Genomic DNA, 24342 nt, shown 5'->3' with positions numbered 1-24342 from the left:
GCGAGCGGCAGGCCCCTCCACATCACAGCGGCCCGGCATCCCCCAAGGGAGCCGGGCCGCTGCCGTACAGACAGGCCGTACGAGCGAGCGCCGCGTCAGCGCACGAACACCCCCGCCGTACTCGCCAGATCCAGGAAGTACTGCGGTGCCACACCGAGCACCAGCGTGACCGCCACACCGACCCCGATCGCCGTCATCGTCAGCGGCGACGGCACCGCGACCGTCGGCCCCTCCGGCTTCGGCTCGCTGAAGAACATGAGCACGATGACACGGATGTAGAAGAACGCGGCGATCGCGGACGAGATCACACCCACCACGACCAGCGGGCCGGCCCCGCCCTCCGCCGCCGCCTTGAACACGGCGAACTTCCCGGCGAAGCCGGACGTCAGCGGAATGCCCGCGAAGGCCAGCAGGAACACCGCGAACACGGCCGCCACCAGCGGCGAACGACGCCCCAGACCGGCCCACTTGGACAGGTGCGTCGCCTCACCGCCGGCGTCGCGCACCAGCGTCACCACCGCGAACGCGCCGATCGTCACGAACGAGTACGCGCCCAGGTAGAAGAGGACGGACGACACCCCGGACGGCGTGGTCGCGATGACACCCGCGAGGATGAAGCCCGCGTGCGCGATCGACGAGTACGCCAGCAGTCGCTTGATGTCGGTCTGCGTGATCGCGACGATCGCGCCGCCCAGCATGGTGATGATCGCCACGCCCCACATGACCGGCCGCCAGTCCCAGCGCAGGCCGGGCAGGACGACGTACAGCAGACGCAGCAGCGCACCGAACGCCGCCACCTTCGTCGCCGCCGCCATGAACCCGGTCACCGGCGTCGGCGCACCCTGGTACACATCCGGCGTCCACATGTGGAACGGCACCGCGCCCACCTTGAACAGCAGGCCCATGACGATCATCGCGGCGCCGACGAGCAGCAGCGCGTCGTTGCCCATCGTGTCCGCGAGCGCCGGGGTGACGTCCGGGACCGTACCGTCGACGACCTGCGCGATCGCCGCGTACGAGACGGAGCCCGAGTAGCCGTACAGCAGCGCGATGCCGAACAGTGTGAACGCGGACGCGAAGGCACCCAGCAGGAAGTACTTGACCGCGGCCTCCTGCGACATGAGCCGCTTGCGGCGCGCCAGCGCGCACATCAGGTACAGCGGGAGCGAGAAGACTTCCAGGGCGATGAAGAGTGTCAGCAGGTCGTTGGCCGCCGGGAAGATCAGCATGCCGGCGACGGCGAACATCAGCAGCGGGAACACCTCGGTGGTGGTGAACCCGGCCTTCACGGCGGCCTTCTCGCTGTCGCTGCCCGGCACGGACGCGGCCTGCGCGGCGAAGGAGTCGACCCGGTTGCCGTGCGCCGCCGGGTCGAGCCGCCGTTCGGCGAACGTGAACAGGCCGACCAGGCCCGCCAGCAGAATCGTGCCCTGCAGGAAGAGGGCCGGTCCGTCGACGGCGATCGCGCCCATCGCGGCGATGCCCGCCTTGGTCGTGGCGTACCCGCCGGCCGCCAGCGCCACGACCGCGGCGAAGGCCGCGACGAGCGCCACGACGCAGATGAACACCTGCGTGTAGTAACGCGCCTTGCGCGGGACGACCGCCTCGATCAGCACCCCGATGATCGCCGCGCCGACGACAATCAGGGTGGGTGACAGTTGTCCGTACTCGATCTTCGGCGCGTCGATCTTCGAGATCGGGTCGGCCGCGGTTGTCCACAGGCTGTGGACGACTGATGCGCTCACTTGGCCGCCTCCACCTCGGGCTGGGGGTCCTTCTTCTGTACGTCGGACATGGTCTGCTTGACCGCCGGGTTGACGATGTCCGTGAGGGGCTTCGGGTAGACGCCCAGGAAGATCAGCAGTACGACCAGCGGAGCGACGACCACGAGCTCGCGCACCCTGAGGTCGGGCATCGCGGAGACCTCCGCCTTCACCGGGCCGGTCATGGTCCTCTGGTAGAGGACGAGGGTGTAGAGGGCGGCGAGCACGATGCCGAAGGTGGCGATGATACCGATCACCGGGTAGCGGGTGAACGTGCCGACCAGGACCAGGAATTCACTCACGAAGGGCGCCAGTCCCGGCAGCGACAGGGTCGCCAGGCCGCCGATCAGGAAGGTACCGGCGAGCACCGGCGCGACCTTCTGCACCCCGCCGTAGTCGGCGATGAGCCGTGAGCCGCGCCGCGAGATCAGGAAGCCGGCCACCAGCATCAACGCGGCTGTGGAGATGCCGTGGTTGACCATGTAGAGCGTCGCGCCGGACTGGCCCTGGCTGGTCATCGCGAAGATGCCCATGATGATGAAGCCGAAGTGCGAGATCGACGCGTAGGCGATCAGGCGCTTCATGTCGCGCTGGCCGACCGCGAGCAGCGCCCCGTAGATGATGCTGATCAGCGCCAGTACGAGGATCGCGGGCGTCGCCCACTTGCTGGCCTCCGGGAACAGCTGGAGGCAGAAGCGGAGCATCGCGAAGGTGCCGACCTTGTCGACGACCGCGGTGATGAGGACGGCGACCGGTGTGGTGGCCTCCTGCATCGCGTTGGGCAGCCAGGTGTGCAGCGGCCACAGCGGCGCCTTCACCGCGAAGGCGAAGAAGAAGCCGAGGAACAGCCAGCGTTCGGTGTTCGTCGCCATGTCGAGCGTGCCGTTGGCGCGGGCCTCGGCGATCTCCTGGAGGCTGAAGTTCCCGGCGACCACATAGAGGCCGATCACCGCGGCCAGCATGATCAGACCGCCGACCAGGTTGTAGAGCAGGAACTTCACGGCCGCGTACGAGCGTTGCGTCGCCGCCACCTTCTCGCCGTGCTCGTGGGCACGGTCCCCGAAGCCGCCGATGAGGAAGTACATCGGGATGAGCATGGCTTCGAAGAAGATGTAGAAGAGGAAGACGTCGGTGGCCTCGAAGGAGAGGATCACCATCGCCTCGACGGCCAGGATCAGGGCGAAGAAGCCCTGAGTCGGCCGCCATCGGCTGCTGCCGGTCTCCAGCGGGTCGGCGTCGTGCCAGCCCGCGAGGATGATGAACGGGATCAGCAGCGCCGTCAGCGCGATCAGCGCGACCGCGATGCCGTCCACGCCGAGTTCGTAACGGACCCCGAAGTCCGCGATCCAGGCGTGGGATTCGGTGAGCTGGTAGCGGTCGCCGCCCGGGTCGAAGCGGACCAGGACGGTGATCGCGAGGGCGAGCGTGGCGAGCGAGAAGAGCAGCGCCAGCCACTTGGCGGCGGTGCGCTGGGCGGCCGGTACGGCGGCCGTGGCGATCGCCCCGATCGCCGGGAGCACCGCCGTCGCTGTCAGCAGAGGAAAGGACATCGGTATCAGACCGCCCTCATCAGCAGGGTCGCGGCGATGAGGATCGCCGCACCGCCGAACATCGAGACCGCATACGACCGCGCGAAGCCGTTCTGCAGCCTGCGCATCCGTCCGGAGAGGCCGCCCATCGAGGCCGCCGTACCGTTGACGACGCCGTCGACCAGGGTGTGGTCGACGTACACCAGGGAGCGCGTGAGGTGCTCGCCGCCGCGCACGAGGACGACGTGGTTGAAGTCGTCCTGGAGCAGGTCGCGCCGGGCGGCCCGGGTGAGCAGCGACCCGCGCGGGGCGACGGCCGGGACCGGGCGGCGGCCGTACTGGGCGTAGGCGAGGGCGACACCGATGACCATGCATGCCACGGTCGCGCCGGTGACCGCTGCCGCGCCGATCGGCGGGTGGCCGTGGGCGTGTCCGGTGATGGGCTCCAGCCAGTGCATGAAGCGGTCGCCGATGCTGAAGAACGCGCCGCCGGCCACGGACCCGACGGCCAGCACGATCATCGGGATCGTCATGACCTTGGGTGACTCGTGCGGGTGCGGCTCCGCGTGCTCGCCGCGCGTCTCGGTGGCGGGTTCCACGCCGGGCTCGGCCGGGGACGGGGTCGGGGCGTGGCGCCAGCGCTCCTCGCCGAAGAACGTCATCAGCATCACGCGCGTCATGTAGTACGCCGTGATGGCCGCGCCGAGGAGCGCGCAACTGCCCAGGATCCAGCCCTCGGTGCCGCCCTTGGCGAAAGCCGCCTCGATGATCTTGTCCTTGGAGAAGAAGCCGGACAGACCCGGGAAGCCGATGATGGCGAGGTAGCCGAGGCCGAAGGTGACGAAGGTGACCGGCATGTACTTGCGCAGGCCGCCGTACTTGCGCATGTCGACCTCGTCGTTCATGCCGTGCATGACCGAGCCGGCGCCGAGGAACAGCCCGGCCTTGAAGAAGCCGTGCGTCACCAGGTGCATGATCGCGAAGACGTAGCCGATGGGGCCGAGGCCCGCGGCGAGGATCATGTAGCCGATCTGCGACATCGTCGAGCCGGCCAGCGCCTTCTTGATGTCGTCCTTCGCGCAACCGACGATCGCACCGAACAGGAGCGTGACGGCACCGACGATGGTGACCACCAGCTGCGCGTCCGGCGCGGCGTTGAAGATGGCGCCGGAGCGGACGATCAGGTAGACGCCCGCCGTCACCATCGTCGCGGCGTGGATAAGGGCCGAGACCGGGGTCGGGCCCTCCATCGCGTCCCCGAGCCAGGACTGCAGCGGCACCTGGGCGGACTTGCCGCAGGCCGCGAGCAGCAGCATCAGGCCGATGGCGGTGAGCTGGCCCTCGGTCGCGTCACCGACCAGCCCGACCTCCTCGTGGCTGCCGAGCACCGGCCCGAAGGCGAAGGTGCCGAACCAGAGGAACATCAGCATGATCGCGATCGACAGGCCCATGTCGCCGACGCGGTTGACCAGGAAGGCCTTCTTCGCGGCCGTGGCGGCGCTCGGCTTGTGCTGCCAGAACCCGATCAGCAGGTAGGACGCGAGACCGACACCCTCCCAACCGACGTAGAGCAGAAGGTAGTTGTCGGCGAGGACGAGCAGCAGCATCGCCGCGAGGAACAGGTTCAGATAGCCGAAGAAGCGGCGGCGCCGCTCATCGTGCTCCATGTACCCGACCGAGTACAGGTGGATCAGCGAGCCGACGCCGGTGATCAGCAGCACGAACGTCATCGACAACTGGTCGAGGCGGAAGGCGATGTCCGCCTGGAAGCCCTCGACCGGGACCCAGCTGAAGAGGTGCTGGGTGAGGGTGCGGTGTTCGGCGTCCTTGCCCAGCAGGTCGGCGAAGAGGATCACGCCGAAGACGAAGGAGACGAACGACAGGAGCGTGCCGATCCACTGGCCGACGGCGTCGAGACGCCGGCCGCCGCACAGCAGTACGGCCGCTCCGAGCAATGGCGCCGCGACCAGCAGCGCAATCAGGTTCTCCACGATTCTTCCGACCCCTTAGAGCTTCATCAGGCTGGCGTCGTCGACCGAGGCCGAGTGGCGGGAACGGAACAGCGACACGATGATCGCGAGCCCGACCACGACCTCCGCGGCGGCGACGACCATCGTGAAGAAGGCGATGATCTGGCCGTCGAGATTGCCGTGCATCCGGGAGAAGGCGACGAGCGTGAGGTTGCAGGCGTTGAGCATGAGCTCGATGCACATGAAGACGACGATCGCGTTGCGCCTGATCAGCACGCCGGTGGCGCCGATCGTGAACAACAGGGCGGCCAGGTAGAGGTAGTTGACGGGGTTCACTTGGACGCCTCCTCGGGCCGCTTGAAGGTCGACGGCTCGATCGCGGTCCGCTCCAGCCGCTCCTCCGCGCGCTGTTCCAGAGCCCTGAGGTCGTTGAGCGCCTCGGTGGACACGTCCCGGATCTGGCCGCGCTCGCGCAGCGTCTTGCTGACCGTGAGGTCGGAGGGGGTGCCGTCGGGCAGCAGGCCCGCGATGTCGACCGCGTTGTGCCGGGCGTACACGCCGGGCGCCGGCAGCGGCGGGACGTGCTTGCCTTCGCGGACGCGCTGTTCGGACAGCTCGCGCTGCGTCTTGGCGCGCTCGGTGCGCTCGCGGTGGGTGAGCACCATGGCGCCGACGGCGGCCGTGATCAGGAGGGCACCGGTGATCTCGAAGGCGAACACGTACTTGGTGAAGAGGAGGACCGCGAGGCCCTCCACATTGCCGTTCGCATTCGCCTGGGCGAGGCCGTTGAACTCCGTGATCGAGGCGTTGCCGATGCCTCCGACCAGCAGGATGCCGAAGCCCAGCCCGCAGAGAAGGGCCAGCCAGCGCTGGCCCTTGATGGTCTCCTTCAGGGAGTCCGCGGCCGTGACGCCGACGAGCATCACCACGAACAGGAACAGCATCATGATCGCGCCGGTGTAGACGACGATCTGCACGATGCCCAGGAAGTAGGCGCCGTTGGCGAGGTAGAAGACCGCCAGGATGATCATGGTCCCGGCGAGACAGAGCGCACTGTGCACGGCCTTCTTCATGAAGACGGTGCACAGGGCGCCGATGACGGCGACGGTGCCGAGGATCCAGAACTGGAAGGCCTCTCCGGTGGAGGTGGAGTAGGCGGCGAGTTGCTCGGTCATCGGCCGATCACCTTCTCGGACGCCGGTTCGTCCTCACCGAAGGTTGTGGCGGCCTCCTGCGGGACCTCGCCCTTGGATAGGGCCACTTGGCGCTCGGTGCCGGGCGCGGCCTCCGTCACCAGACCCCGGTAGTAGTCCTGCTCGTCGGTCCCCGGGTAGATGGCGTGCGGGGTGTCGACCATGCCGTCCTCGAGACCGGCGAGCAGTTGCTCCTTGGTGTAGATGAGGTTGGCGCGGCTGGAGTCGGCCAGCTCGAACTCGTTCGTCATCGTCAACGCGCGCGTGGGGCACGCCTCGATGCACAGGCCGCACAGGATGCAACGGGCGTAGTTGATCTGGTAGACGCGGCCGTACCGCTCGCCCGGCGAGTAGCGCTCCTCGTCGGTGTTGTCGGCGCCCTCCACATAGATGGCGTCGGCGGGGCAGGCCCAGGCGCACAGCTCGCAGCCGACGCACTTCTCCAAGCCGTCCGGATGGCGGTTGAGCTGGTGCCGTCCGTGGAAGCGGGGAGCGGTGGTCTTCTGCTGCTCCGGGTACTGCTCGGTCAGCCGCTTCTTGAACATGGCCTTGAAGGTCACGCCGAAGCCTGCGACGGGGTTCATGAAACCGGGCTTGGTCTCCTTGGGTTCCTCAGCCATCGGACGCCTCCTTTCCATCCAGAGATCCATCACTCTGAGTATCGGGCCCACCACTGACAATCAGCTCCCGCTCGCGGCGCGAGCGGCGCCGAGGCACCGGTGGAAGCTCCTGTCCGGGCAGTGGCGGGACGGGGAATCCGCCCGCCATCGCGTCGAAGCCGGCGGGTTCCTCGACGGGTTGGGCGCCCGCCTTCGTCCGCTCGCGGAACATGTCCGCGACGAAGGAGAGGAGCAGCAGCGCGAGGACGCCGCCACCGACGTAGAGGGCGATGTCGGCGAAGTCGTAGTTCTCGTTCCGGAGAGTCCGCACGGTCGCGACGAGCATCAGCCACACGACGGAGACCGGGATGAGGACCTTCCAGCCGAGCTTCATCAGCTGGTCGTAGCGGACGCGAGGCAGCGTGCCGCGCAGCCAGATGAAGAAGAACAGCAGCAGCTGGACCTTGATCACGAACCAGAGCAGCGGCCACCAGCCGTGGTTCGCGCCCTCCCAGAAGGTGCTGACCGGGTACGGCGCCCGCCAGCCGCCCAGGAAGAGCGTCACGGACACCGCCGAGACCGTCACCATGTTCACGTACTCGGCGAGCATGAACATCGCGAACTTGATCGACGAGTACTCGGTGTTGAAGCCGCCGACCAGGTCGCCCTCGGATTCCGGCATGTCGAACGGGGCGCGGTTGGTCTCGCCGACCATCGTCACGATGTAGATCAGGAAGGAGACCGGCAGCAGGACGATGTACCAGCGATCCTGCTGCGCCTCGACGATCGCCGAGGTCGACATCGACCCGGAGTAGAGGAACACCGAGGCGAAGGCGGCGCCCATGGCGATCTCGTACGAGATCATCTGGGCGCAGGACCGCAGGCCACCGAGCAGCGGATACGTCGATCCGGAACTCCAACCGGCCAGCACGATGCCGTAGATACCGACCGAGGCGACGGCGAGGATGTAGAGCATCGCGATCGGCAGGTCGGTGAGCTGCATGGTGGTGCGGTGACCGAAGATCGAGATCTCGTTGCCGGCCGGGCCGAAGGGAATCACCGCGATCGCCATGAAGGCCGGGATGGCCGCGACGATCGGGGCGAGGACGTAGACCACCTTGTCCGCGCGTTTGACGATGACGTCTTCCTTGAGCATCAGCTTGATGCCGTCGGCGAGCGACTGGAGCATTCCCCAGGGGCCGTGCCGGTTGGGGCCGATGCGCAGCTGCATCCAGGCGACGACCTTGCGCTCCCAGACGATGGAGAACAGCACGGTCACCATCAGGAAGGCGAAGCAGAACACCGCCTTGATGACGACCAGCCACCAGGGGTCGCGGCCGAACATCGAGAGGTCTTCAGCGGCGAGGAAAGGGCTCATGCCTCCACCTCCTGAGGGGCCTCGGACCCGAGGGTCGCCGGGCCGATGCGGACGAGTGAGCCGGGCAGCGCCCCGGTGTCGGAGGCGACGCCACTGCCCACGGAGTTCAGCGGGAGCCACACCACCCGGTCGGGCATCTCCGTGATCTGCAGCGGGAGTTCGACGACTCCGGCGGTGCCGGTCACGGCAAGCATGTCGCCGTCCTTGACGCCGGCCTCGGCGGCCGTGGCGGCCGACAAGCGCGCGTGGGCCGCGTGCCGGGTGCCGGCGAGCGCTTCGTCGCCCGCCTGGAGGAGGCCCTGGTCGAGCAGCAGCCGGTGCCCGGCCAGAACGGCCTCACCGGCGGCCGGTCGCGGCAACTGGGCCGCGATCTCCAGGGGGTCGGTGGCCCGCGGTCCGTCCCAGGCGCCGAGCCGGTCGATCTCCGCGCGCGTGGTGCGCAGATCCGGCAGACCCAGGTGTACGTCCATGGCGTCGGCCAGCATCTGCAGCACGCGCGCGTCGGTCGGGGCCAGGCGGCGGGTCATGTGGTCGGGTTTGAGCGCGGCCTCGAAGAACCGCACCCGGCCCTCCCAGTTGAGGAAGGTTCCCGCCTTCTCGGCGACCGCGGCGACGGGCAGCACGACATCGGCGAGCTCGGTCACCTCACCGGGCCGCAGCTCCAGCGACACCACGAAGCCGACCTCGGCGAGCGCCTCACGCGCGCGTGCCGGATCGGGCAGGTCGGCGACTTCGACGCCCGCGACCAGCAGGGCCTGGAGTTCGCCCGTTGCGGCGGCCTCGACGATCTGTCCGGTGTCGCGGCCGTAGCGGTGCGGGAGTTCGGCGAGCCCCCAGACTGCGGCGACCTCCTCACGCGCGCGTGGGTCGGTCGCGGGACGTCCACCCGGCAGCAGCGTCGGCAGCGCACCGGCCTCGACGGCACCGCGCTCCCCCGCCCGGCGTGGGATCCACACCAGCTGGGCGCCGGTCGCGGCCGCGGCCCGTCCGGCGGCGGTGAGCCCGCCCGCCACAGCGGCCAGTCGCTCACCGACGACGATCACCGCGCCCTCGGTGCGCAGCGCCTCGGCCGCCCTCGCCCCGTCCCCCTCCAGGCCGGCACCGCTCGCGAGCGCGTCCAGCCACTCGGTCTCGGTGCCGGGAGCGGCGGGCAGCAGCGTGCCGCCGGCCTTCTCCAGACCGCGCGTCGCGTGCGTGGCGAGCGAGAAGACCTTCTGGCCGTGCTTGCGCCAGGCCTTGCGCAGTCGCAGGAAGATGCCGGGCGCCTCCTCCTCGGCCTCGAACCCGGCCAGCAGAACGGCCGGCGCCTTCTCCAGGAGGGTGTACGTGACGCCCGTACCGTCGAGGTCACGGCCGTGACCGGCGACCCGCGCGGCGAGGAAGTCGGCCTCCTCGCCGCTGTGCACGCGCGCGCGGAAGTCGATGTCGTTGGTGTCGAGCGCCACGCGCGCGAACTTGCTGTACGCGTAAGCGTCCTCGATGGTGAGCCGACCGCCGGTCAGGACGCCGGTCCGGCCGCGTGAGGCGAGCAGTCCCTGGGCCGCGATCTGCAGCGCCTCCGGCCAGGAGGCCGGTTCGAGGTCGCCCTCGGCGTTGCGTACGAGCGGTGTCTGAAGCCGGTCGCGCTGCTGGGCGTAGCGGAACGCGAACCGGCCCTTGTCGCAGATCCACTCCTCGTTGACCTCGGGGTCGTTGGCCGCGAGCCGCCGCATGACCTTGCCACGCCGGTGATCCGTACGCGTCGCGCAGCCGCCGGAGCAGTGCTCGCACACCGACGGCGAGGAAACGAGGTCGAAGGGGCGGGAGCGGAACCGGTACGCCGCCGACGTCAGCGCGCCGACCGGGCAGATCTGGATGGTGTTGCCGGAGAAGTACGACTCGAAGGGGTCGCCCTCACCGGTGCCGACCTGCTGGAGCGCGCCCCGCTCGACCAGCTCGATCATCGGGTCGCCCGCGACCTGGTTGGAGAACCGGGTGCAGCGGGCGCACAGCACGCACCGCTCACGGTCGAGCAGCACCTGCGTGGAGATCGGTACGGGCTTCTCGTACGTCCGCTTCCGTCCCTCGAAGCGGGACTCGGCGTGGCCGTGCGACATCGCCTGGTTCTGCAGCGGGCACTCGCCGCCCTTGTCGCAGACGGGGCAGTCCAGCGGGTGGTTGATGAGCAGGAGCTCCATCACACCCTTCTGGGCCTTCTCGGCGACCGGAGAGGTGAGGTGGGTCTTCACGACCATGCCGTCGGTGCACGTGATGGTGCAGGACGCCATCGGCTTGCGCTGGCCCTCGACCTCGACGATGCACTGGCGGCAGGCGCCGGCCGGGTCGAGGAGCGGGTGGTCGCAGAAGCGGGGGATCTCGATGCCGAGTTGCTCGGCGGCCCGGATGACCAGGGTGCCCTTGGGCACGCTGATCTCGACGCCGTCGATGGTCAGCGAGACGAGATCTTCCGGCGGGACCGCCGCCTCTCCGCCCCCGGAGGGAGCGCTCGTGGTCACGGTCATGCGTTCACCTCCGTGCGGTGGTCGGCCCAGGCCGTCGACTTGGCCGGGTCGAAGGGGCAGCCGCGGCCCGTGATGTGCTGCTCGTACTCCTCGCGGAAGTACTTGAGCGAGGAGAAGATCGGCGAGGCGGCACCGTCACCGAGAGCGCAGAAGGACTTGCCGTTGATGTTGTCGGCGATGTCGTTCAGCTTGTCGAGGTCACTCATCACGCCCTTGCCGGCCTCGATGTCACGCAGCAACTGCACGAGCCAGTACGTGCCTTCGCGGCAGGGCGTGCACTTGCCGCAGGACTCGTGGGCGTAGAACTCCGTCCAGCGGGTGACGGCGCGTACGACGCAGGTCGTCTCGTCGAAGCACTGGAGCGCTTTCGTGCCGAGCATGGAACCCGCGGCGCCCACTCCTTCGTAATCAAGAGGGACGTCGAGGTGCTCGTCGGTGAACATCGGCGTCGAGGAGCCGCCCGGTGTCCAGAACTTGAGGCGATGGCCAGGGCGCATCCCGCCGCTCATTTCGAGGAGCTGGCGGAGTGTAATGCCGAGCGGGGCCTCGTACTGGCCGGGGCTCGCGACATGGCCGCTGAGCGAGTAGAGCGTGAAGCCCGGGGACTTCTCGCTGCCCATCGACCGGAACCAGTCTTTGCCCCGATGCAGAATCGCGGGAACCGACGCGATCGACTCGACGTTGTTCACAACAGTCGGGCAGGCGTAGAGACCTGCCACCGCAGGGAAGGGGGGACGAAGCCGCGGTTGACCACGGCGGCCTTCGAGCGAGTCGAGCAGTGCGGTCTCCTCACCGCAGATGTACGCGCCGGCGCCGGCGTGCACGGTGAGTTCGAGGTCGAGTCCGCTGCCCAGGATGTTCTCGCCGAGGTAACCCGCCGCATAGGCCTCGCGCACGGCCTCGTGCAACCGCCGCAGAACGGGGACGACTTCACCACGCAGATAGATGAAGGCATGCGAAGACCTGATGGCATAACACGCGATGACAATGCCCTCGATGAGGCTATGCGGGTTCGCGAAGAGGAGCGGAATGTCCTTGCAGGTTCCGGGCTCCGATTCGTCGGCGTTGACAACTAGATAGTGCGGTTTTCCATCACCCTGGGGAATGAACTGCCATTTCATTCCCGTCGGGAATCCCGCGCCGCCGCGCCCGCGCAGACCGGAGTCCTTGACGTACGCGATCAGGTCGTCCGGCGACATGGCGAGCGCCTTGCGAAGCCCCTCGTATCCTTCGTGCCTTCGGTAGACGTCCAGCGTCCAGGACCTGTCCTCGTCCCAGAAGGCCGACAGCACGGGTGCGAGCAGCTTCTCGGGGCTGGTGTCTTTCAGCTCGGGTGCCAAGGTCATCACTCCCCCTCCTCGGCGGTAGGCCCTGCCGGGTGGGCTGGGTCGGATGCCGATGTGTCCTGCGGCGCGTCATGCGAACTGAGGTGCTCGGTCGGCGGCGGCTCGTGCACCGCGCTGTCCCGCGGCTCGTCATGCGGGCCGCCGTCCCGCGGATGGACCACGCGCGCGGGTGCGGTCTCTCCCTTGGCCAGGCGGAGGCCCACCAGCGAGGCCGGTCCCGCACTGCCGCTTGCCTCGACGGCCCCGGGCCGCTCGTCGGGGAAGCCGGCCAGGATCCGCGCGGTCTCCTTGAAGGTGCACAGCCGCGCCCCGCGCGTCGGCTCGACGGTCCGCCCCGCGCGCAGGTCGTCGACGAGGCGCTTGGCGCTCGCCGGGGTCTGGTTGTCGAAGAACTCCCAGTTGACCATCACGACCGGCGCGAAGTCGCAGGCCGCGTTGCACTCGATGTGCTCCAGGGTGACCTTGCCGTCATCGGTGGTCTCGCCGTTGCCGACGCCCAGGTGTTCCTGGAGCTCCTCGAAGATCGCGTCGCCGCCCATCACCGCGCACAGGGTGTTGGTGCAGACGCCCACCTGATAGTCACCGCTCGGCTTGCGCCGGTACATGGTGTAGAAGGTGGCGACCGCGGTGACCTCGGCCGTGGTCAGGTGCAGCATGTCCGCGCAGAACCGCATCCCGGTGCGCGTGACATGGCCCTCCTCCGACTGCACGAGGTGCAGCAACGGCAGGAGGGCGGACCGGGAGTCCGGGTAGCGGGCGATGACGTCGCGCGCGTCCCTCTCGAGCCGTTCTCGAACGTCGTCCGGGTATGCGGGCGCGGGCAGTTCGGGCATGCCCAGGCTGACGCCCCGCTCCGAAGAAGAGGTGGTCACCGGTCGACGCCTCCCATCACGGGGTCGATGGACGCGACGGCGACGATGACATCGGCGACCTGGCCGCCCTCGCACATCGCCGCCATGGCTTGCAGGTTGGTGAAGGACGGGTCTCGGAAGTGGACCCGGAAGGGGCGGGTGCCGCCGTCGGACACGGCATGCACCCCGAGTTCGCCCTTGGGCGACTCGACGGCCGCGTACGCCTGTCCCGGCGGGACGCGGAAGCCCTCGGTGACCAGCTTGAAGTGGTGGATCAGGGCCTCCATGGAAGTGCCCATGATCTTCTTGATGTGGTCGAGGGAGTTGCCGAGCCCGTCCGGTCCCAGGGCGAGCTGGGCGGGCCAGGCGATCTTCTTGTCGGCGACCATGACCGGGCCGGGCTGCAGCCGGTCCAGGCACTGCTCGACGATCCCGAGCGACTGGCGCATCTCCTCCAGGCGGATCAGGAAGCGCCCGTAGGAGTCGCAGGTGTCGGCGGTCGGGATCTCGAAGTCGTACGTCTCGTAGTCGCAGTACGGCTGTGCCTTGCGCAGGTCGTGCGGCAGGCCGGTGGAGCGCAGGATCGGGCCGGTGGCACCGAGGGCCATGCAGCCGGCCAGGTCGAGGTAGCCGATGTCCTGCATGCGGGCCTTGAAGATGGGGTTCCCGGTGGCGAGCTTGTCGTACTCCGGGAGGTTCTTCTTCATCTTCTTCACGAACTCGCGGATCTGGTCCACCGCGCCGGGCGGCAGGTCCTGGGCGAGTCCGCCGGGGCGGATGTACGCGTGGTTCATCCGCAGGCCCGTGATGAGCTCGTAGATGTCGAGAATCATTTCACGATCACGGAATCCGTAGATCATGATCGTGGTGGCACCGAGCTCCATGCCGCCGGTGGCGATGCACACCAGGTGGGAGGAGAGCCGGTTCAGCTCCATCAGGAGCACCCGGATGATCTTGGCGCGCTCGGTGATCTGGTCCTCGATGCCGAGGAGCTTCTCGACGGCGAGACAGTAGGCGGTCTCGTTGAAGAAGGACGTCAGGTAATCCATGCGCGTCACGAACGTGGTGCCCTGCGTCCAGGTCCGGTACTCGAGGTTCTTCTCGATCCCGGTGTGGAGATAGCCGATGCCGCACCGGGCCTCGGTGACCGTCTCCCCGTCGATCTCCAGGATCAGGCGGAGCACTCCGTGGGTGGAGGGGTGCTGCGGACCCATGTTGAGGACGATGCGCTCGTCGTCGGCGCGGGCCGCGGCCTGGACGACCTCGTCCCAGTCGCCACCGGTGACCGTATATACGGTGCCCTCGGTGGTTTCGCGGGCGGATGCTGACTGCGTGCTCACGAGTACGACCTCCGCTGGTCCGGAGCCGGGATCTGGGCGCCCTTGTACTCGACGGGGATGCCGCCGAGGGGGTAGTCCTTGCGCTGCGGGTGGCCCTGCCAGTCGTCCGGCATCATGATCCGCGTCAGGGCCGGGTGACCGTCGAAGACGATGCCGAAGAAGTCGTACGTCTCGCGCTCGTGCCAGTCGTTCGTCGGATACACGGAGACCAGCGACGGGATGTGCGGGTCGCTGTCGGGGGCGCTGACTTCAAGGCGGATCAGCCGGTTGTGGGTGATCGAGCGCAGGTGGTAGACGGCGTGCAGCTCGCGGCCCTTGTCGCCGAGGTAGTGGACGCCGCTGACGCCGGTGCACAGTTCGAAGCGCAGGGCCGGGTCGTCGCGCAGGGTGCGGGCGACGCGGACCAGATGCTCGCGTTCGATGTGGAAGGTGAGTTCGCCGCGGTCGACGACCGTCTTCTCGATGGCGTTCTCGGGGAGGAGTCCCTGTTCCTCCAGCGCGCCCTCGAGTTCGTCGGCGACCTCGTCGAACCAGCCCCCGTAGGGACGGCTCGCCGGGCCCGGGAGCCGGACCGAGCGGACTAGGCCTCCGTAGCCGGAGGTGTCGCCGCCGTTGTTGGCGCCGAACATGCCGCGCTGGACGCGGATCTCCTCTCCGCCTTGGCCGCGCTGGCCGGGGAGGTTGGAGGCGCTGAGGTCCTTCTCGGGGTTGACCCCGTTCGACCCGTTCGCCCCGTTGGTGCCGTTGGCGTCGCTCACCGCAGCAGCCCCTTCATCTCGATCGTGGGCAGGGCCTTGAGCGCCGCTTCCTCCGCTTCCCGGGCAGCCTCCTCGGCGTTCACGCCGAGCTTGGAGGTCTGGATCTTCTGGTGCAGCTTGAGGATGGCGTCCATCAGCATCTCCGGCCGTGGCGGGCAGCCGGGGAGATAGATGTCGACCGGGACGATGTGGTCGACGCCCTGGACGATCGCGTAGTTGTTGAACATGCCGCCCGAGGAGGCGCAGACCCCCATGGAGATCACCCACTTGGGGTTCGGCATCTGGTCGTAGACCTGCCTCAGCACCGGCGCCATCTTCTGGCTGACCCGGCCGGCGACGATCATCAGGTCGGCCTGGCGCGGCGAGCCGCGGAAGACCTCCATGCCGAAGCGCGCCAGGTCGTAGCGGCCGGCGCCGGTGGTCATCATCTCGATGGCGCAGCAGGCGAGGCCGAAGGTGGCCGGAAAAACGGACGCCTTGCGCACCCAGCCCGCGGCCTGCTCGACGGTGGTCAGCAGGAATCCGCTCGGCAGCTTTTCTTCGAGTCCCATGTCCTAAGGCCCCTCAGTCCCATTCCAGGCCGCCGCGCCGCCATACGTACGCGTACGCGACGAAGACGGTGAGCACGAAGAGCAGCATCTCCACGAGCCCGAAAATCCCCAGGGCGTCGAAGGTGACGGCCCAGGGGTAGAGGAAGACGATCTCGATATCGAAAATGATGAAGAGCATCGCCGTCAGGTAGTACTTGATGGGGAAGCGCCCGCCGCCGGCCGGCGTGGGGGTCGGCTCGATACCGCACTCGTAGGCCTCGAGCTTGGCCCGGTTGTATCGCTTCGGACCGATCAGCGTGGCCATGACCACGGAGAAGATCGCAAAGCCTGCCCCGAGGGCTCCCAGTACGAGGATGGGCGCATACGCGTTCACCGCTCCTCGCTCCTCTCAGTCGGCACTGACTGCTGGCGGTTGCACTGGGCCCACAGCTGCCTCACCAGTCCCACGAGCCCCGCGTGTCCCGGCGAAGATCGAGAACATGTGAAGCAGGTCACAAGCCCAACTGCCTCGCATCTTATGCCCGCCGCTCTGTGATCTGCGACACGGGGTATTGCACAAGCTTTGTGATCTCCACCACCTGACGAAGGATCATGAAGCCGGATGAGCGGTGATCTTCACACGAGAAGCGTCCAGGTGATCACCAGAGGTGACATTTCTGCTCGTTGGTGCAGCTCGGGAGGGGCGTCTCAATATCAAGAGAGTTCCCTTGCATGCAAATTGGCCCTGGACAGGAGGCCTTGATAGTGGCGCATTCACACATGAGGGGGAGCCTCGCAGCGGGATGTGGACGCGTGCACTCGTTCACGAGCGGCGAGAGGCGGGATCCGGGCACGGGACGCGCACATTGCCGTAACCGTTGCGTGACCTCTGCCACACCGGCACGAGACCCTGAGAACCGGGCTTGGCCACCGGTCCCAACAAGTGGTAGGCGATGGGCAATTCGGACTTAATGATGAAAGTCCGTGATCACGGGCGGGATCGAGGGGGTCCGCAATGTCCGTTACGGCGTCAATAAAGGGCGGCCCACCGGGAAATTGGGGCCGCGATTGAGTAATTGTGGCGCAGCCCACGTTTCTTGAAGGTATGGAGGAGCCCCTGATACCGGTTGTTCTCATGTCCCACACCGCTCACATACGTAGCCACCGGAAGCCCCGCCGCGGCGCATCGACGACCATCGCGATGCGTGCCGGAGTTGCCGGTGGCGTCCTCAGCATGGCAGCGGCAGGCGCTGCGGCCACGGCGAACGCCGCCGAGCCGGTTACGCAGACCATCGAACTGCCCACCCTCACGGGTGACCTGGCGGACCAGCTCGCCCAGTCCGCGGACGCCACTCAGCTGGCGGCGGCGAACTACGAGCTCGACGCCGAGCGTGACGCGGCCGCCGCCGCGGCGGCCAAGGAAGCCAAGAAGGACCTCGCGGAGGCCAAGAAGAAGGCCGAGGCGAAGAAGAAGGCCGAGGAGGCCCGCCGGGCCGCCGCAGAGGCCGCCGCCTCGCGCAGCGCCGAGCGGACCACCCTGTCCGCTTCCGCGAGCACGAGCACGGACGTGGCCGCTCCCGCCAGCGGCAGCGTCGCGACCGTCATCTCCTTCCTCCGGGCACAGGTCGGCGACGCGTACGTCCTGGGTGCCACCGGCCCCAACGCGTGGGACTGCTCCAGCCTGGTCCAGGCCGCGTTCAAGCAGGTCGGCGTCGACCTGCCGCGGGTCTCGCAGGACCAGTCGATGGCCGGCACCGACATCCCGCTCTCGCAGATCCAGGTCGGCGACATCCTGTACTGGGGCGGCAAGGGCTCGGCGTACCACGTGGGCGTCTACATCGGTAACGGCCAGTACCTGGACGCGGCCAACCCCTCCAAGGGCGTCGTCATCCAGGACCTGTCCGGGTACCCGGCGTCGGGCGCGGTGCGCGTCCTCTGAGTCGCAGGGATCACCGTAAGGGCCGCAGCCGCTCGGGGGCAGCGGCCCTTACGTCTCGGCCGGGAGCCCTATCGGCTCACCCGAGAACCCTTCCGTCTCAGCCCAGGTCGAAGGTGTTGGGCAGGCCCAGCTTGTAGCGCACCTCGTCGACGCGCTTCAGCGGCTCCAGCTCCGGGGGCCGGTACAGCTCCCAGATCCGGCAGCGCTCGGTGTCCGAATCGTCCGCTTCCAGGAGGGCGTTGACGGCCAGGCGGGCGGATTCGTTGGCGCCCTCCATCGTCGCCAGGTCGACGTCCGTGCGGACGTAGTCGCCCGCGAGGAAGAAGTTCGGGACCTTGGTGCGGGCCGTGGGGCGGTTGTAGAGAGTGCCCGTGGGGTGGATGAGGAGCTGCTCGCGGTTCTGCGGGTCGGGGCCGCCCAGGCCCGTCACCGCCGGGTCCATGAACCAGCCGAGGCGGTCCTCGTCCCGGAGTGTGGTCTTGCCGGCGTCGTTCAGGCCGTCCTTCAGCTGGGCCCAGAGTTCGGCGACGACCTCCTCCTTGGTGCACTCCTTGGCCGTCTTGCCGTACAGGATGCCGGGCTTGTCCCATTCCGAGATGATCGCGGAGAGGCAGTCGTGGGCCCGGCCGTCGCCGTAGTCGCGCGAGAAGTCCCGTCCGTCCCAGAACTGGGCCTGGCCGATGCCGGTCACCGACCAAGGTGAGTCGAGGCAGTTGATGTGGCCGTGCACGACGGGTGTGGGCGTGCGCAGGTAGAACATCACGCCGGTCATCCAGTCCGTCTGCAGCGCGTCGCACTTCGCGAGCTGCGGGTCGGCCGCGCGCAGGGCGGGGCCCCATGTCACGCGCGCGTGCTCGACGGGCAGCGCGCAGATGTAGTGGTCGGCGGTGACCGTCCGTTCGTCGGAGCCGTCGCGGGCCGAGACGCGGACGCCGGTCACCCGGCCGCCGTCGTAGAGGACCTCGTGGGCCTGGGTACCGAGGACGAATCGGACGCCGAGGGAGCGCAGATGGGCCTCCCAGGGGTCGATCCAGGCCTCGCTGGTGGGGGCGTTGAGGATGCGGTCGATGTCGGCGTCGCCGTCCATGCCGCGGCCGAGCAGGCCCCACAGGAGCAGGGCCTCGATGATGACGCGGCCGACGGTTCGGGTGGACGCCACCTCCGCGCGGGTGGCGACCAGATTGCGGGTCTGGCCGATGCCGAGGACGGTCCGGTACTCCTCGCTCATCTCCTCGGCGCGGATGAAGTCCCACCACGCCACTTTCTCCCACACCTCCTCACGGCGGGCGTCGCAGCTGGTGAGGTGGACCAGGAGCCGGTCGGCGAAGTAGGCGGCCTCGTGGGCGGGGAGGCGGGTGCCCAGGTCCAGCACCGAGAGGAGCTGGTCGCGGATCCAGCTGAGGGTGAGGTCGCCGGGGCGGGGTGGGGTGGTGGCGCGGCGGAGCGGGAAGTGCAGGTCGGGGCGGCCGCCGGAGCGAGCGAACAGGGCCTCGGTGCCGCTGCGGAGGTTGTCGTGGACGCCGTTCGCGTTGCCGGGGACGGGGATGCGGCGCATGGTGTCCGGCAGGTTCCGGTAGAAGCCGGGGAAGAAACGGAAGCCGTGCTCGGCGGGGAGGTCCGCACGGCCGCCGGCCGCCGTGCCGGGGACGGGCATCGAGCGGGCCTTGCCGCCGAGGGTGTCGTAGTACTCGTAGACGGTGACCGTGTAGCCGCGTTCGGCGAGTTCGTGGGCGGCGCTCAGGCCGGAGACTCCGCCGCCGAGGACGGCGACGCTCTTGCCCGACGCCGCCTTGGCGCTTCCCGCCGACCATAAGGCGAGGGCGCCGGCGACTCCCCCGGCACCGGCCAGAAAGCGTCTGCGGGAGTGGCCGGATCGCGAGTGACCTGTCTTCTCCTGGGGCTCCTGCGTGTGTTCTGTTGTCATGAGTCCGTGAGCGTAGGGAGGGTCCGCGGAGGTCGGAAGCCCGTTTCTTCGCCGGCTACAGCATCCTCACAACGCGCAACAGCACTAGGACAACCAGGACTAGGCCAACAAGGAAACAGCGATGCCCAGCGTTTTCGTGCAAGGCAGGCCCGTCGAGTCGTATCCGCCGCTCGCGCCCGAGGCCCGGCGCGGGTCGGTGCGCAGGATCACCGAAGTGGGGGAAGAGGTCCTGCACAAGCCGTGCCGGGATGTCACCGAGTTCGGGCCCGATCTCGCCGCGCTCATCGACGACATGTTCCTGACGATGTACATCGCCGACGGGGCGGGACTGGCGGCGAACCAGGTCGGCGTCGATCTGCGGCTGTTCGTGTACGACTGCCCGGACGACGACGGAGTCCGGCATGTCGGGCACATCGTGAACCCGGTGCTGGAGCCGCTCGACCCGGCCGGGCGCAGGCTGCTCGACGACAGCGAGGGCTGCCTCTCCGTGCCGGGCGCGGTGATGGAGGTCCCGCGTCCGGACCGGGCCGTGGTGCGCGGGTACGACAAGGACGGCGAGCCGCTGGTGATCGAGGGCACGGGGTACTTCGCCCGCTGCCTCGCCCATGAGACCGACCACGTCAGCGGCCATGTCTACCTGGACCGGCTCTCCAAGCGCGAACGCAAGGACGCGCTGCGGCAGGTGGCGGACCGGCGGGAGAAGGTCTTCGCACGCCGGGCCGCCAACATCGAGGCCCTCAACGGCTAGTCGCCGCCGGGTCAGGCCTTCGGTGCCACCTTGCTCAGCCCGTTGATGATCCGGTCCATCGCGTCGCCGCCCGTCGGGTCGGTGAGGTTGGCCAGGAGCTTCAGGGTGAACTTCATCAGCAGCGGGTGGGTCAGGCCGCGCTGGGCCGCGATCTTCATGACCTTCGGGTTGCCGATGAGCTTCACGAAAGCGCGGCCCAGCGTGTAGTAGCCGCCGTAGGTGTCCTTCAGGACGCGCGGGTAGCGCTGGAGGGCGAGTTCACGCCCGGCCGGGGTCGAGCGGGCGTGGGCCTGGACGATGACGTCGGCGGCGATCTGGCCGGACTCCATGGCGTAGGCGATGCCCTCGCCGTTGAAGGGGTTCACCAGACCGCCGGCGTCGCCGACCAGCAGCAGGCCCTTGGTGTAGTGCGGTTGGCGGTTGAAGGCCATGGGGAGGGCGGCGCCGCGGATCGGGCCGGTCATGTTGTCCGGGGTGTAGCCCCAGTCCTCCGGCATGGAGGCGCACCAGGCCTTCAGGACCTCGCGCCAGTCCAGTTCCTTGAAGGAGTCGGAGGTGTTCAGGACGCCGAGGCCGACGTTCGACGTACCGTCGCCCATGCCGAAGATCCAGCCGTAGCCGGGGAGGAGGCGGTCCTCGCCGGGGCCGCGGCGGTCCCACAGTTCCAGCCAGGACTCCAGGTAGTCGTCCTCGTGGCGGGGACTTTCGAAATACGTCCGTACGGCCACGCCCATCGGGCGGTCCTCGCGGCGGTGCAGGCCCATCGCCAGGGACAGGCGCGTGGAGTTGCCGTCTGCGGCGACCACCAGGGGCGCGTGGAAGGTGACCTCGCGCTTCTCCTCGCCGAGCTTGGCGTGGACGCCGGTGATGCGGCCGGTGCGGTCGTCGATGATCGGGGCGCCGACGTTGCAGCGCTCGTACAGCCGGGCGCCGGCCTTCTGGGCCTGGCGGGCGAGTTGCTCGTCGAAGTCGTCGCGCTTGCGGACGAGGCCGTAGTCGGGGAAGGAGGCGAGGTCGGGCCAGTCCAGCTGGAGGCGAACGCCGCCGCCGATGATCCGCAGGCCCTTGTTGCGCAGCCAGCCGGCTTCCTCGGAGATGTCGATGCCCATCGCCACCAGTTGTTTGACCGCACGCGGGGTGAGGCCGTCACCGCAGACCTTCTCCCTCGGGAACTCGGTCTTCTCCAGCAGGAGGACGTCGAGGCCGGACTTGGCCAGGTGGTACGCCGTCGTGGAGCCGGCCGGCCCCGCGCCCACGACGATCACATCGGCGGTGTTCTCGGAGAGGGGCGGGGAGTCAGGTGAGGAGAGTGGCTCGGTCACGTCGGTCACGTCGGGATCTCCCCAAGTTCGAAATCTGTGTGCCGACCGGCACTGGACATGGGCAGTCTATTCAGCAGCATTGATCACCCGGCTGAAGGGCTACCTCCGTGAACCGAGCTCTCCCTGTCGTACGGCTCCGTGTCCCCACCGACGAGGACGCCGTCGCCTGGCACCGGGTGTTCGCCCACCCCGATGTCATGGAGTTTCACGGCGGCCGGGCCGCGGAGCTGTCCGTCTACGAGGAGCTCACCGCCCGCCAGCGCCGGCACGACGCCGTGCTCGGGTTCTGCCTGTGGACCATGCTCGACGAGAACGAGCAGGTCGTCGGCTTCACCGGAGCCCAGCCGTGGGAGCGGCCCTGGGGACCCACGGGGGAGATCGAGATCGGGTGGCGACTCGGGCGGGAGTACTGGGGCAAGGGATACGTCACGGCGGCCGCGCGGTTGACGCTGGAGCGGGTGCGGGCGGCCGGGGTGCCGAGCGTGGTGGCGATGGTCGACGCCCGCAACGAGCGGTCGATCGCGGTGACGCGGCGGCTGGAGATGCGGCTCGCCGAGGTGTTCGCCACACCGGATGCGCGGCAGCAGGGGCACTGCTACCGGCTCGATCTGTGACGCCGGATTCGCGGCTCGGCTCGGCTCTGCGCGGCTCGGCTCTGCGTGGCACGGCTCTTCGCGGGCCATTTGTGACCCTGAGTAATCGACTGCTACAGAAAGGTACTTGACGCTTCCGGGTGACACCCTCGGACGGTTACCCTGCCTGTACCGCTGGGGGTGACATCTGTGCGTATAACACCCAAAACGCCCGAGGTGCGCGTACCGAGGTTCGTCGGACTGATGGCCATGGACGCGCGCGAGGCAGCGAAGTCGCACGGCCTGCTCCTCAACGCGCCGGACCGGCCGGACTTCCATCGCACCGTCGTCGACTACGTCGTACGCCAATACCCCCAGCCTGGCGCCGAGGTGCCGCGGGACTCGATGGTCTACGTCTGGTTCGACTTCGGCGAGGGTGAGGGTGGCGGAGGCGTACGCGAGCCACGCATCCCGTGGCCGCCGAAGGGCGGGATGGAGCGCGAACTCGACGAGCCCGGAGACCCGTACCCCGTCGTCAGCTCCGCTTGAAGCCTGCCGCTCAGCTCTGCTTGAAGCCCCGGTGCAGGGCCACCACCCCGCCCGTCAGGTTCCGCCAGGCCACCTTCGACCAGCCGGCCTTGCGCAGGCGTTCGGCGAGGGCCGGCTGGTCGGGCCAGGCGCGGATCGACTCTGCGAGGTAGACGTAGGCGTCGGGGTTCGAGGACACGGCGCGGGCGACCGGGGGCAGGGCGCGCATCAGGTACTCGGTGTAGACCGTGCGGAAGGGCGCCCAGGTCGGGTGCGAGAACTCGCAGATCACAACCCGGCCGCCGGGCCGCGTCACCCGGTACATCTCGCGCAGGGCGGCATCGAAGTCCTGGACGTTGCGCAGCCCGAAGGAGATGGTGACCGCGTCGAAGGTGTCGTCCCTGAACGGCAGCTTCGTCGCGTCGCCCGCCGTGAGCGGCAGCCACGGGTGCTTCCTCTTGCCTACCTGGAGCATGCCGAGGGAGAAGTCGCAGGGGACGACGTACGCGCCCGTCCGCGCGAAGGGCAGGGACGAGGTGGCCGTGCCGGCCGCCAGGTCGAGGATCTTCTGCGCGGGGCGGGCGTCGACCGCCTTCGCCACCTCCTTGCGCCACACCCGGTCCTGGCCGAGCGACAGCACGTCGTTCGTCAGGTCGTACCGTTCCGCCACGTCGTCGAACATCGAGGCGACTTCGTGCGGCTGCTTGTTCAGGGAAGCGCGGGTCACGTGCCCATTCTTGCAGCCGCCCGCACGGAAGCGGCCGAGGCCCTCATGCAAGCGGCCGAGGCCATCACGGGACGGGCTTGGGCTTCTTCTTCCCGGCCACGTCCTCCACCCAGCGGCACGGCGAGGATCAGGGCGATCTCGTGCCAGAGGTAGATCGTGACCGCGCGGCGGAGCCGTACATCGATACAGCCCCGCGCCCCTGAAGGGGCGCTCCCCTCACCGTCGACGGTAGACGATCCGGCCTGCCGCCACCGTCGCCACGCACGTCCCCGCACCGCGCTCGGCCAGTTCCGTCTCGTCCCGTACGTCAAACACCGCGAACCGGGCTGCGGAGTGACGCTCCCTCGGCTCCGCGAACATCACCGGCCACTCGGCATCGTACGGATCGAGCGCGGGAGTTCCGCCGGGGCGGCCGAGTCGGCCCGTGACCGCCAGGCCGGAGCGGTGCACGGCGTCGCGCACCGCGCGGTTGGTCAGTGACTCGCAGGCCGCCCGGACCGTGCCGTGTGCCAGCATCCGCTGTACCGCCCGCCGGGCACTCGCACCCCACCGCGCGTCGTCCATGTCCAGCGCCGCCAACGCGTCCCCGGTCAGCGGCTCGGTGCCCAGTTCGTCGGCCTCGCGCGGATCGGGGTGGTACGCCTCCTCCAGCAGCTCGTTGCCGTGGATGTTGATCAGCCCGGGCGTCAGAATGCCGGGCCACTGCCGCACCCGCGCCCGCGGATGGGCGGCGACGAGCTCCTCCAGCGGCCCGGCGTCGGCGATCCACTCGCCCTGGACGACGAGCGCATGGCCCCTGGAGTCGGCGTGAATCGTCAGCACGA

General features: G+C 68.7%; 22 protein-coding genes. 4 read left to right on the top strand and 18 right to left on the bottom strand.

The genetic code is table 11. The features are described from left to right. Positions 1-95 precede the first annotated feature (95 nt). From nuoN to ACTMVF_RS33115, 14 genes are read right to left on the bottom strand one after another with little or no spacing between them, the layout of a single operon-like run. Positions 96-1745 (bottom strand): NADH-quinone oxidoreductase subunit NuoN, encoded by a 1650-nt coding sequence (gene nuoN / locus ACTMVF_RS33180; RefSeq protein ID WP_441274784.1) that lies wholly within the window; start codon positions 1743-1745, stop codon positions 96-98. Further along, positions 1742-3313: an NADH-quinone oxidoreductase subunit M gene (locus ACTMVF_RS33175; RefSeq protein WP_441274783.1), complete on the bottom strand. Its 1572-nt coding sequence runs from the start codon at positions 3311-3313 to the stop codon at positions 1742-1744. Before ACTMVF_RS33175 ends, nuoN begins: the two co-directional genes overlap by 4 nt. Before the next feature lie 5 nt (positions 3314-3318). Next, a complete protein-coding gene (nuoL, locus tag ACTMVF_RS33170; RefSeq protein WP_441274782.1) occupies positions 3319-5283 on the bottom strand; it encodes an NADH-quinone oxidoreductase subunit L in 1965 nt (654 codons plus the stop codon). A 15-nt stretch (positions 5284-5298) separates the two neighbouring features. Further along, positions 5299-5598, bottom strand: coding sequence for an NADH-quinone oxidoreductase subunit NuoK (gene nuoK / locus ACTMVF_RS33165; protein ID WP_003998919.1), 300 nt, complete (start codon positions 5596-5598; stop codon positions 5299-5301). Beyond that, positions 5595-6437 carry an NADH-quinone oxidoreductase subunit J gene (locus tag ACTMVF_RS33160; protein WP_441274781.1) on the bottom strand — a complete coding sequence of 281 codons (843 nt, stop codon included), beginning with the start codon at positions 6435-6437 and terminating at the stop codon, positions 5595-5597. The genes nuoK and ACTMVF_RS33160 overlap by 4 nt, the downstream gene beginning before the upstream one ends. Next, entirely contained in the window at positions 6434-7075 is a 642-nt protein-coding gene (gene nuoI, locus ACTMVF_RS33155) for an NADH-quinone oxidoreductase subunit NuoI (RefSeq protein ID WP_128432956.1), read from the bottom strand. Before nuoI ends, ACTMVF_RS33160 begins: the two co-directional genes overlap by 4 nt. Continuing rightward, the gene (nuoH, locus tag ACTMVF_RS33150) at positions 7068-8432 is read right to left on the bottom strand and encodes an NADH-quinone oxidoreductase subunit NuoH (protein WP_441274780.1); all 1365 of its coding nucleotides are present in this window, start codon (positions 8430-8432) and stop codon (positions 7068-7070) included. Before nuoH ends, nuoI begins: the two co-directional genes overlap by 8 nt. Continuing rightward, the gene (locus ACTMVF_RS33145) at positions 8429-10933 is read right to left on the bottom strand and encodes an NADH-quinone oxidoreductase subunit G (protein ID WP_441274779.1); all 2505 of its coding nucleotides are present in this window, start codon (positions 10931-10933) and stop codon (positions 8429-8431) included. Before ACTMVF_RS33145 ends, nuoH begins: the two co-directional genes overlap by 4 nt. After that, on the bottom strand, positions 10930-12279 hold the full coding sequence (gene nuoF, locus ACTMVF_RS33140) for an NADH-quinone oxidoreductase subunit NuoF (protein WP_403339129.1): 1350 nt from the start codon (positions 12277-12279) through the stop codon (positions 10930-10932). The genes ACTMVF_RS33145 and nuoF overlap by 4 nt, the downstream gene beginning before the upstream one ends. Then, complete coding sequence (nuoE, locus tag ACTMVF_RS33135) at positions 12279-13151, bottom strand: NADH-quinone oxidoreductase subunit NuoE (protein WP_441274778.1); 873 nt, start codon at positions 13149-13151, stop codon at positions 12279-12281. The genes nuoF and nuoE overlap by 1 nt, the downstream gene beginning before the upstream one ends. After that, complete coding sequence (locus ACTMVF_RS33130; protein ID WP_356572273.1) at positions 13148-14470, bottom strand: NADH-quinone oxidoreductase subunit D; 1323 nt, start codon at positions 14468-14470, stop codon at positions 13148-13150. Before ACTMVF_RS33130 ends, nuoE begins: the two co-directional genes overlap by 4 nt. Beyond that, positions 14467-15228 carry an NADH-quinone oxidoreductase subunit C gene (locus tag ACTMVF_RS33125; protein ID WP_441274777.1) on the bottom strand — a complete coding sequence of 254 codons (762 nt, stop codon included), beginning with the start codon at positions 15226-15228 and terminating at the stop codon, positions 14467-14469. The genes ACTMVF_RS33130 and ACTMVF_RS33125 overlap by 4 nt, the downstream gene beginning before the upstream one ends. Continuing rightward, positions 15225-15779: a NuoB/complex I 20 kDa subunit family protein gene (locus ACTMVF_RS33120; protein ID WP_003998928.1), complete on the bottom strand. Its 555-nt coding sequence runs from the start codon at positions 15777-15779 to the stop codon at positions 15225-15227. Before ACTMVF_RS33120 ends, ACTMVF_RS33125 begins: the two co-directional genes overlap by 4 nt. Before the next feature lie 13 nt (positions 15780-15792). Continuing rightward, complete coding sequence (locus ACTMVF_RS33115; RefSeq protein ID WP_003974383.1) at positions 15793-16152, bottom strand: NADH-quinone oxidoreductase subunit A; 360 nt, start codon at positions 16150-16152, stop codon at positions 15793-15795. Between the two features lie 711 nt (positions 16153-16863). On the opposite strand from ACTMVF_RS33115, the gene ACTMVF_RS33110 reads away from it, so the two are divergent. Further along, a complete protein-coding gene (locus ACTMVF_RS33110) occupies positions 16864-17697 on the top strand; it encodes a C40 family peptidase (RefSeq protein WP_441274776.1) in 834 nt (277 codons plus the stop codon). 97 nt (positions 17698-17794) lie between these two features. Here ACTMVF_RS33110 and ACTMVF_RS33105 read toward each other — a convergent pair whose 3' ends face one another. Then, the gene (locus ACTMVF_RS33105; protein WP_441274775.1) at positions 17795-19621 is read right to left on the bottom strand and encodes a hydroxysqualene dehydroxylase; all 1827 of its coding nucleotides are present in this window, start codon (positions 19619-19621) and stop codon (positions 17795-17797) included. A gap of 121 nt (positions 19622-19742) precedes the next feature. On the opposite strand from ACTMVF_RS33105, the gene def reads away from it, so the two are divergent. Then, complete coding sequence (gene def / locus ACTMVF_RS33100) at positions 19743-20369, top strand: peptide deformylase (protein WP_441274774.1); 627 nt, start codon at positions 19743-19745, stop codon at positions 20367-20369. Between the two features lie 11 nt (positions 20370-20380). On the opposite strand, the gene ACTMVF_RS33095 is transcribed toward def, so the two are convergent. Next, complete coding sequence (locus ACTMVF_RS33095) at positions 20381-21700, bottom strand: geranylgeranyl reductase family protein (protein ID WP_441274773.1); 1320 nt, start codon at positions 21698-21700, stop codon at positions 20381-20383. Positions 21701-21798: 98 nt separating this feature from the next. Between ACTMVF_RS33095 and ACTMVF_RS33090 the strand changes: the two genes are divergently transcribed. Together ACTMVF_RS33090 and ACTMVF_RS33085 are read left to right on the top strand one after the other, a co-directional pair. Continuing rightward, positions 21799-22305 carry a GNAT family N-acetyltransferase gene (locus ACTMVF_RS33090; protein WP_441274772.1) on the top strand — a complete coding sequence of 169 codons (507 nt, stop codon included), beginning with the start codon at positions 21799-21801 and terminating at the stop codon, positions 22303-22305. 195 nt (positions 22306-22500) lie between these two features. After that, entirely contained in the window at positions 22501-22812 is a 312-nt protein-coding gene (locus ACTMVF_RS33085; protein ID WP_441274771.1) for a PASTA domain-containing protein, read from the top strand. A 10-nt stretch (positions 22813-22822) separates the two neighbouring features. Here ACTMVF_RS33085 and ACTMVF_RS33080 read toward each other — a convergent pair whose 3' ends face one another. Both ACTMVF_RS33080 and ACTMVF_RS33075 read right to left on the bottom strand, forming a co-directional pair. Continuing rightward, positions 22823-23518 (bottom strand): demethylmenaquinone methyltransferase, encoded by a 696-nt coding sequence (locus ACTMVF_RS33080; protein ID WP_441274770.1) that lies wholly within the window; start codon positions 23516-23518, stop codon positions 22823-22825. Positions 23519-23734: 216 nt separating this feature from the next. Continuing rightward, entirely contained in the window at positions 23735-24340 is a 606-nt protein-coding gene (locus ACTMVF_RS33075) for an imidazolonepropionase-like domain-containing protein (RefSeq protein ID WP_441274769.1), read from the bottom strand. Positions 24341-24342: the final 2 nt, after the last annotated feature.

It is taken from the genome of Streptomyces sp. SD31 (genome assembly GCF_052068475.1).
GTDB lineage: Bacteria > Actinomycetota > Actinomycetes > Streptomycetales > Streptomycetaceae > Streptomyces.
The sequence above is the reverse complement of the archived record's forward strand: the minus strand, read 5'-3'. Positions and strand labels throughout refer to the sequence as shown.

What these genes read in the sequence shown, in the direction of transcription:
- ACTMVF_RS33175 (WP_441274783.1), bottom strand. Translation starts at nt 3,313, where the DNA reads ATGTCCTTTCCTCTGCTGACAGCGACGGCGGTGCTCCCGGCGATCGGG.
- ACTMVF_RS33160 (WP_441274781.1), bottom strand. Translation starts at nt 6,437, where the DNA reads ATGACCGAGCAACTCGCCGCCTACTCCACCTCCACCGGAGAGGCCTTC.
- nuoI (WP_128432956.1), bottom strand. Translation starts at nt 7,075, where the DNA reads ATGGCTGAGGAACCCAAGGAGACCAAGCCCGGTTTCATGAACCCCGTC.
- nuoH (WP_441274780.1), bottom strand. Translation starts at nt 8,432, where the DNA reads ATGAGCCCTTTCCTCGCCGCTGAAGACCTCTCGATGTTCGGCCGCGAC.
- ACTMVF_RS33145 (WP_441274779.1), bottom strand. Translation starts at nt 10,933, where the DNA reads ATGACCGTGACCACGAGCGCTCCCTCCGGGGGCGGAGAGGCGGCGGTC.
- nuoF (WP_403339129.1), bottom strand. Translation starts at nt 12,279, where the DNA reads ATGACCTTGGCACCCGAGCTGAAAGACACCAGCCCCGAGAAGCTGCTC.
- ACTMVF_RS33120 (WP_003998928.1), bottom strand. Translation starts at nt 15,779, where the DNA reads ATGGGACTCGAAGAAAAGCTGCCGAGCGGATTCCTGCTGACCACCGTC.
- ACTMVF_RS33110 (WP_441274776.1), top strand. Translation starts at nt 16,864, where the DNA reads ATGGAGGAGCCCCTGATACCGGTTGTTCTCATGTCCCACACCGCTCAC.
- ACTMVF_RS33105 (WP_441274775.1), bottom strand. Translation starts at nt 19,621, where the DNA reads ATGACAACAGAACACACGCAGGAGCCCCAGGAGAAGACAGGTCACTCG.
- def (WP_441274774.1), top strand. Translation starts at nt 19,743, where the DNA reads ATGCCCAGCGTTTTCGTGCAAGGCAGGCCCGTCGAGTCGTATCCGCCG.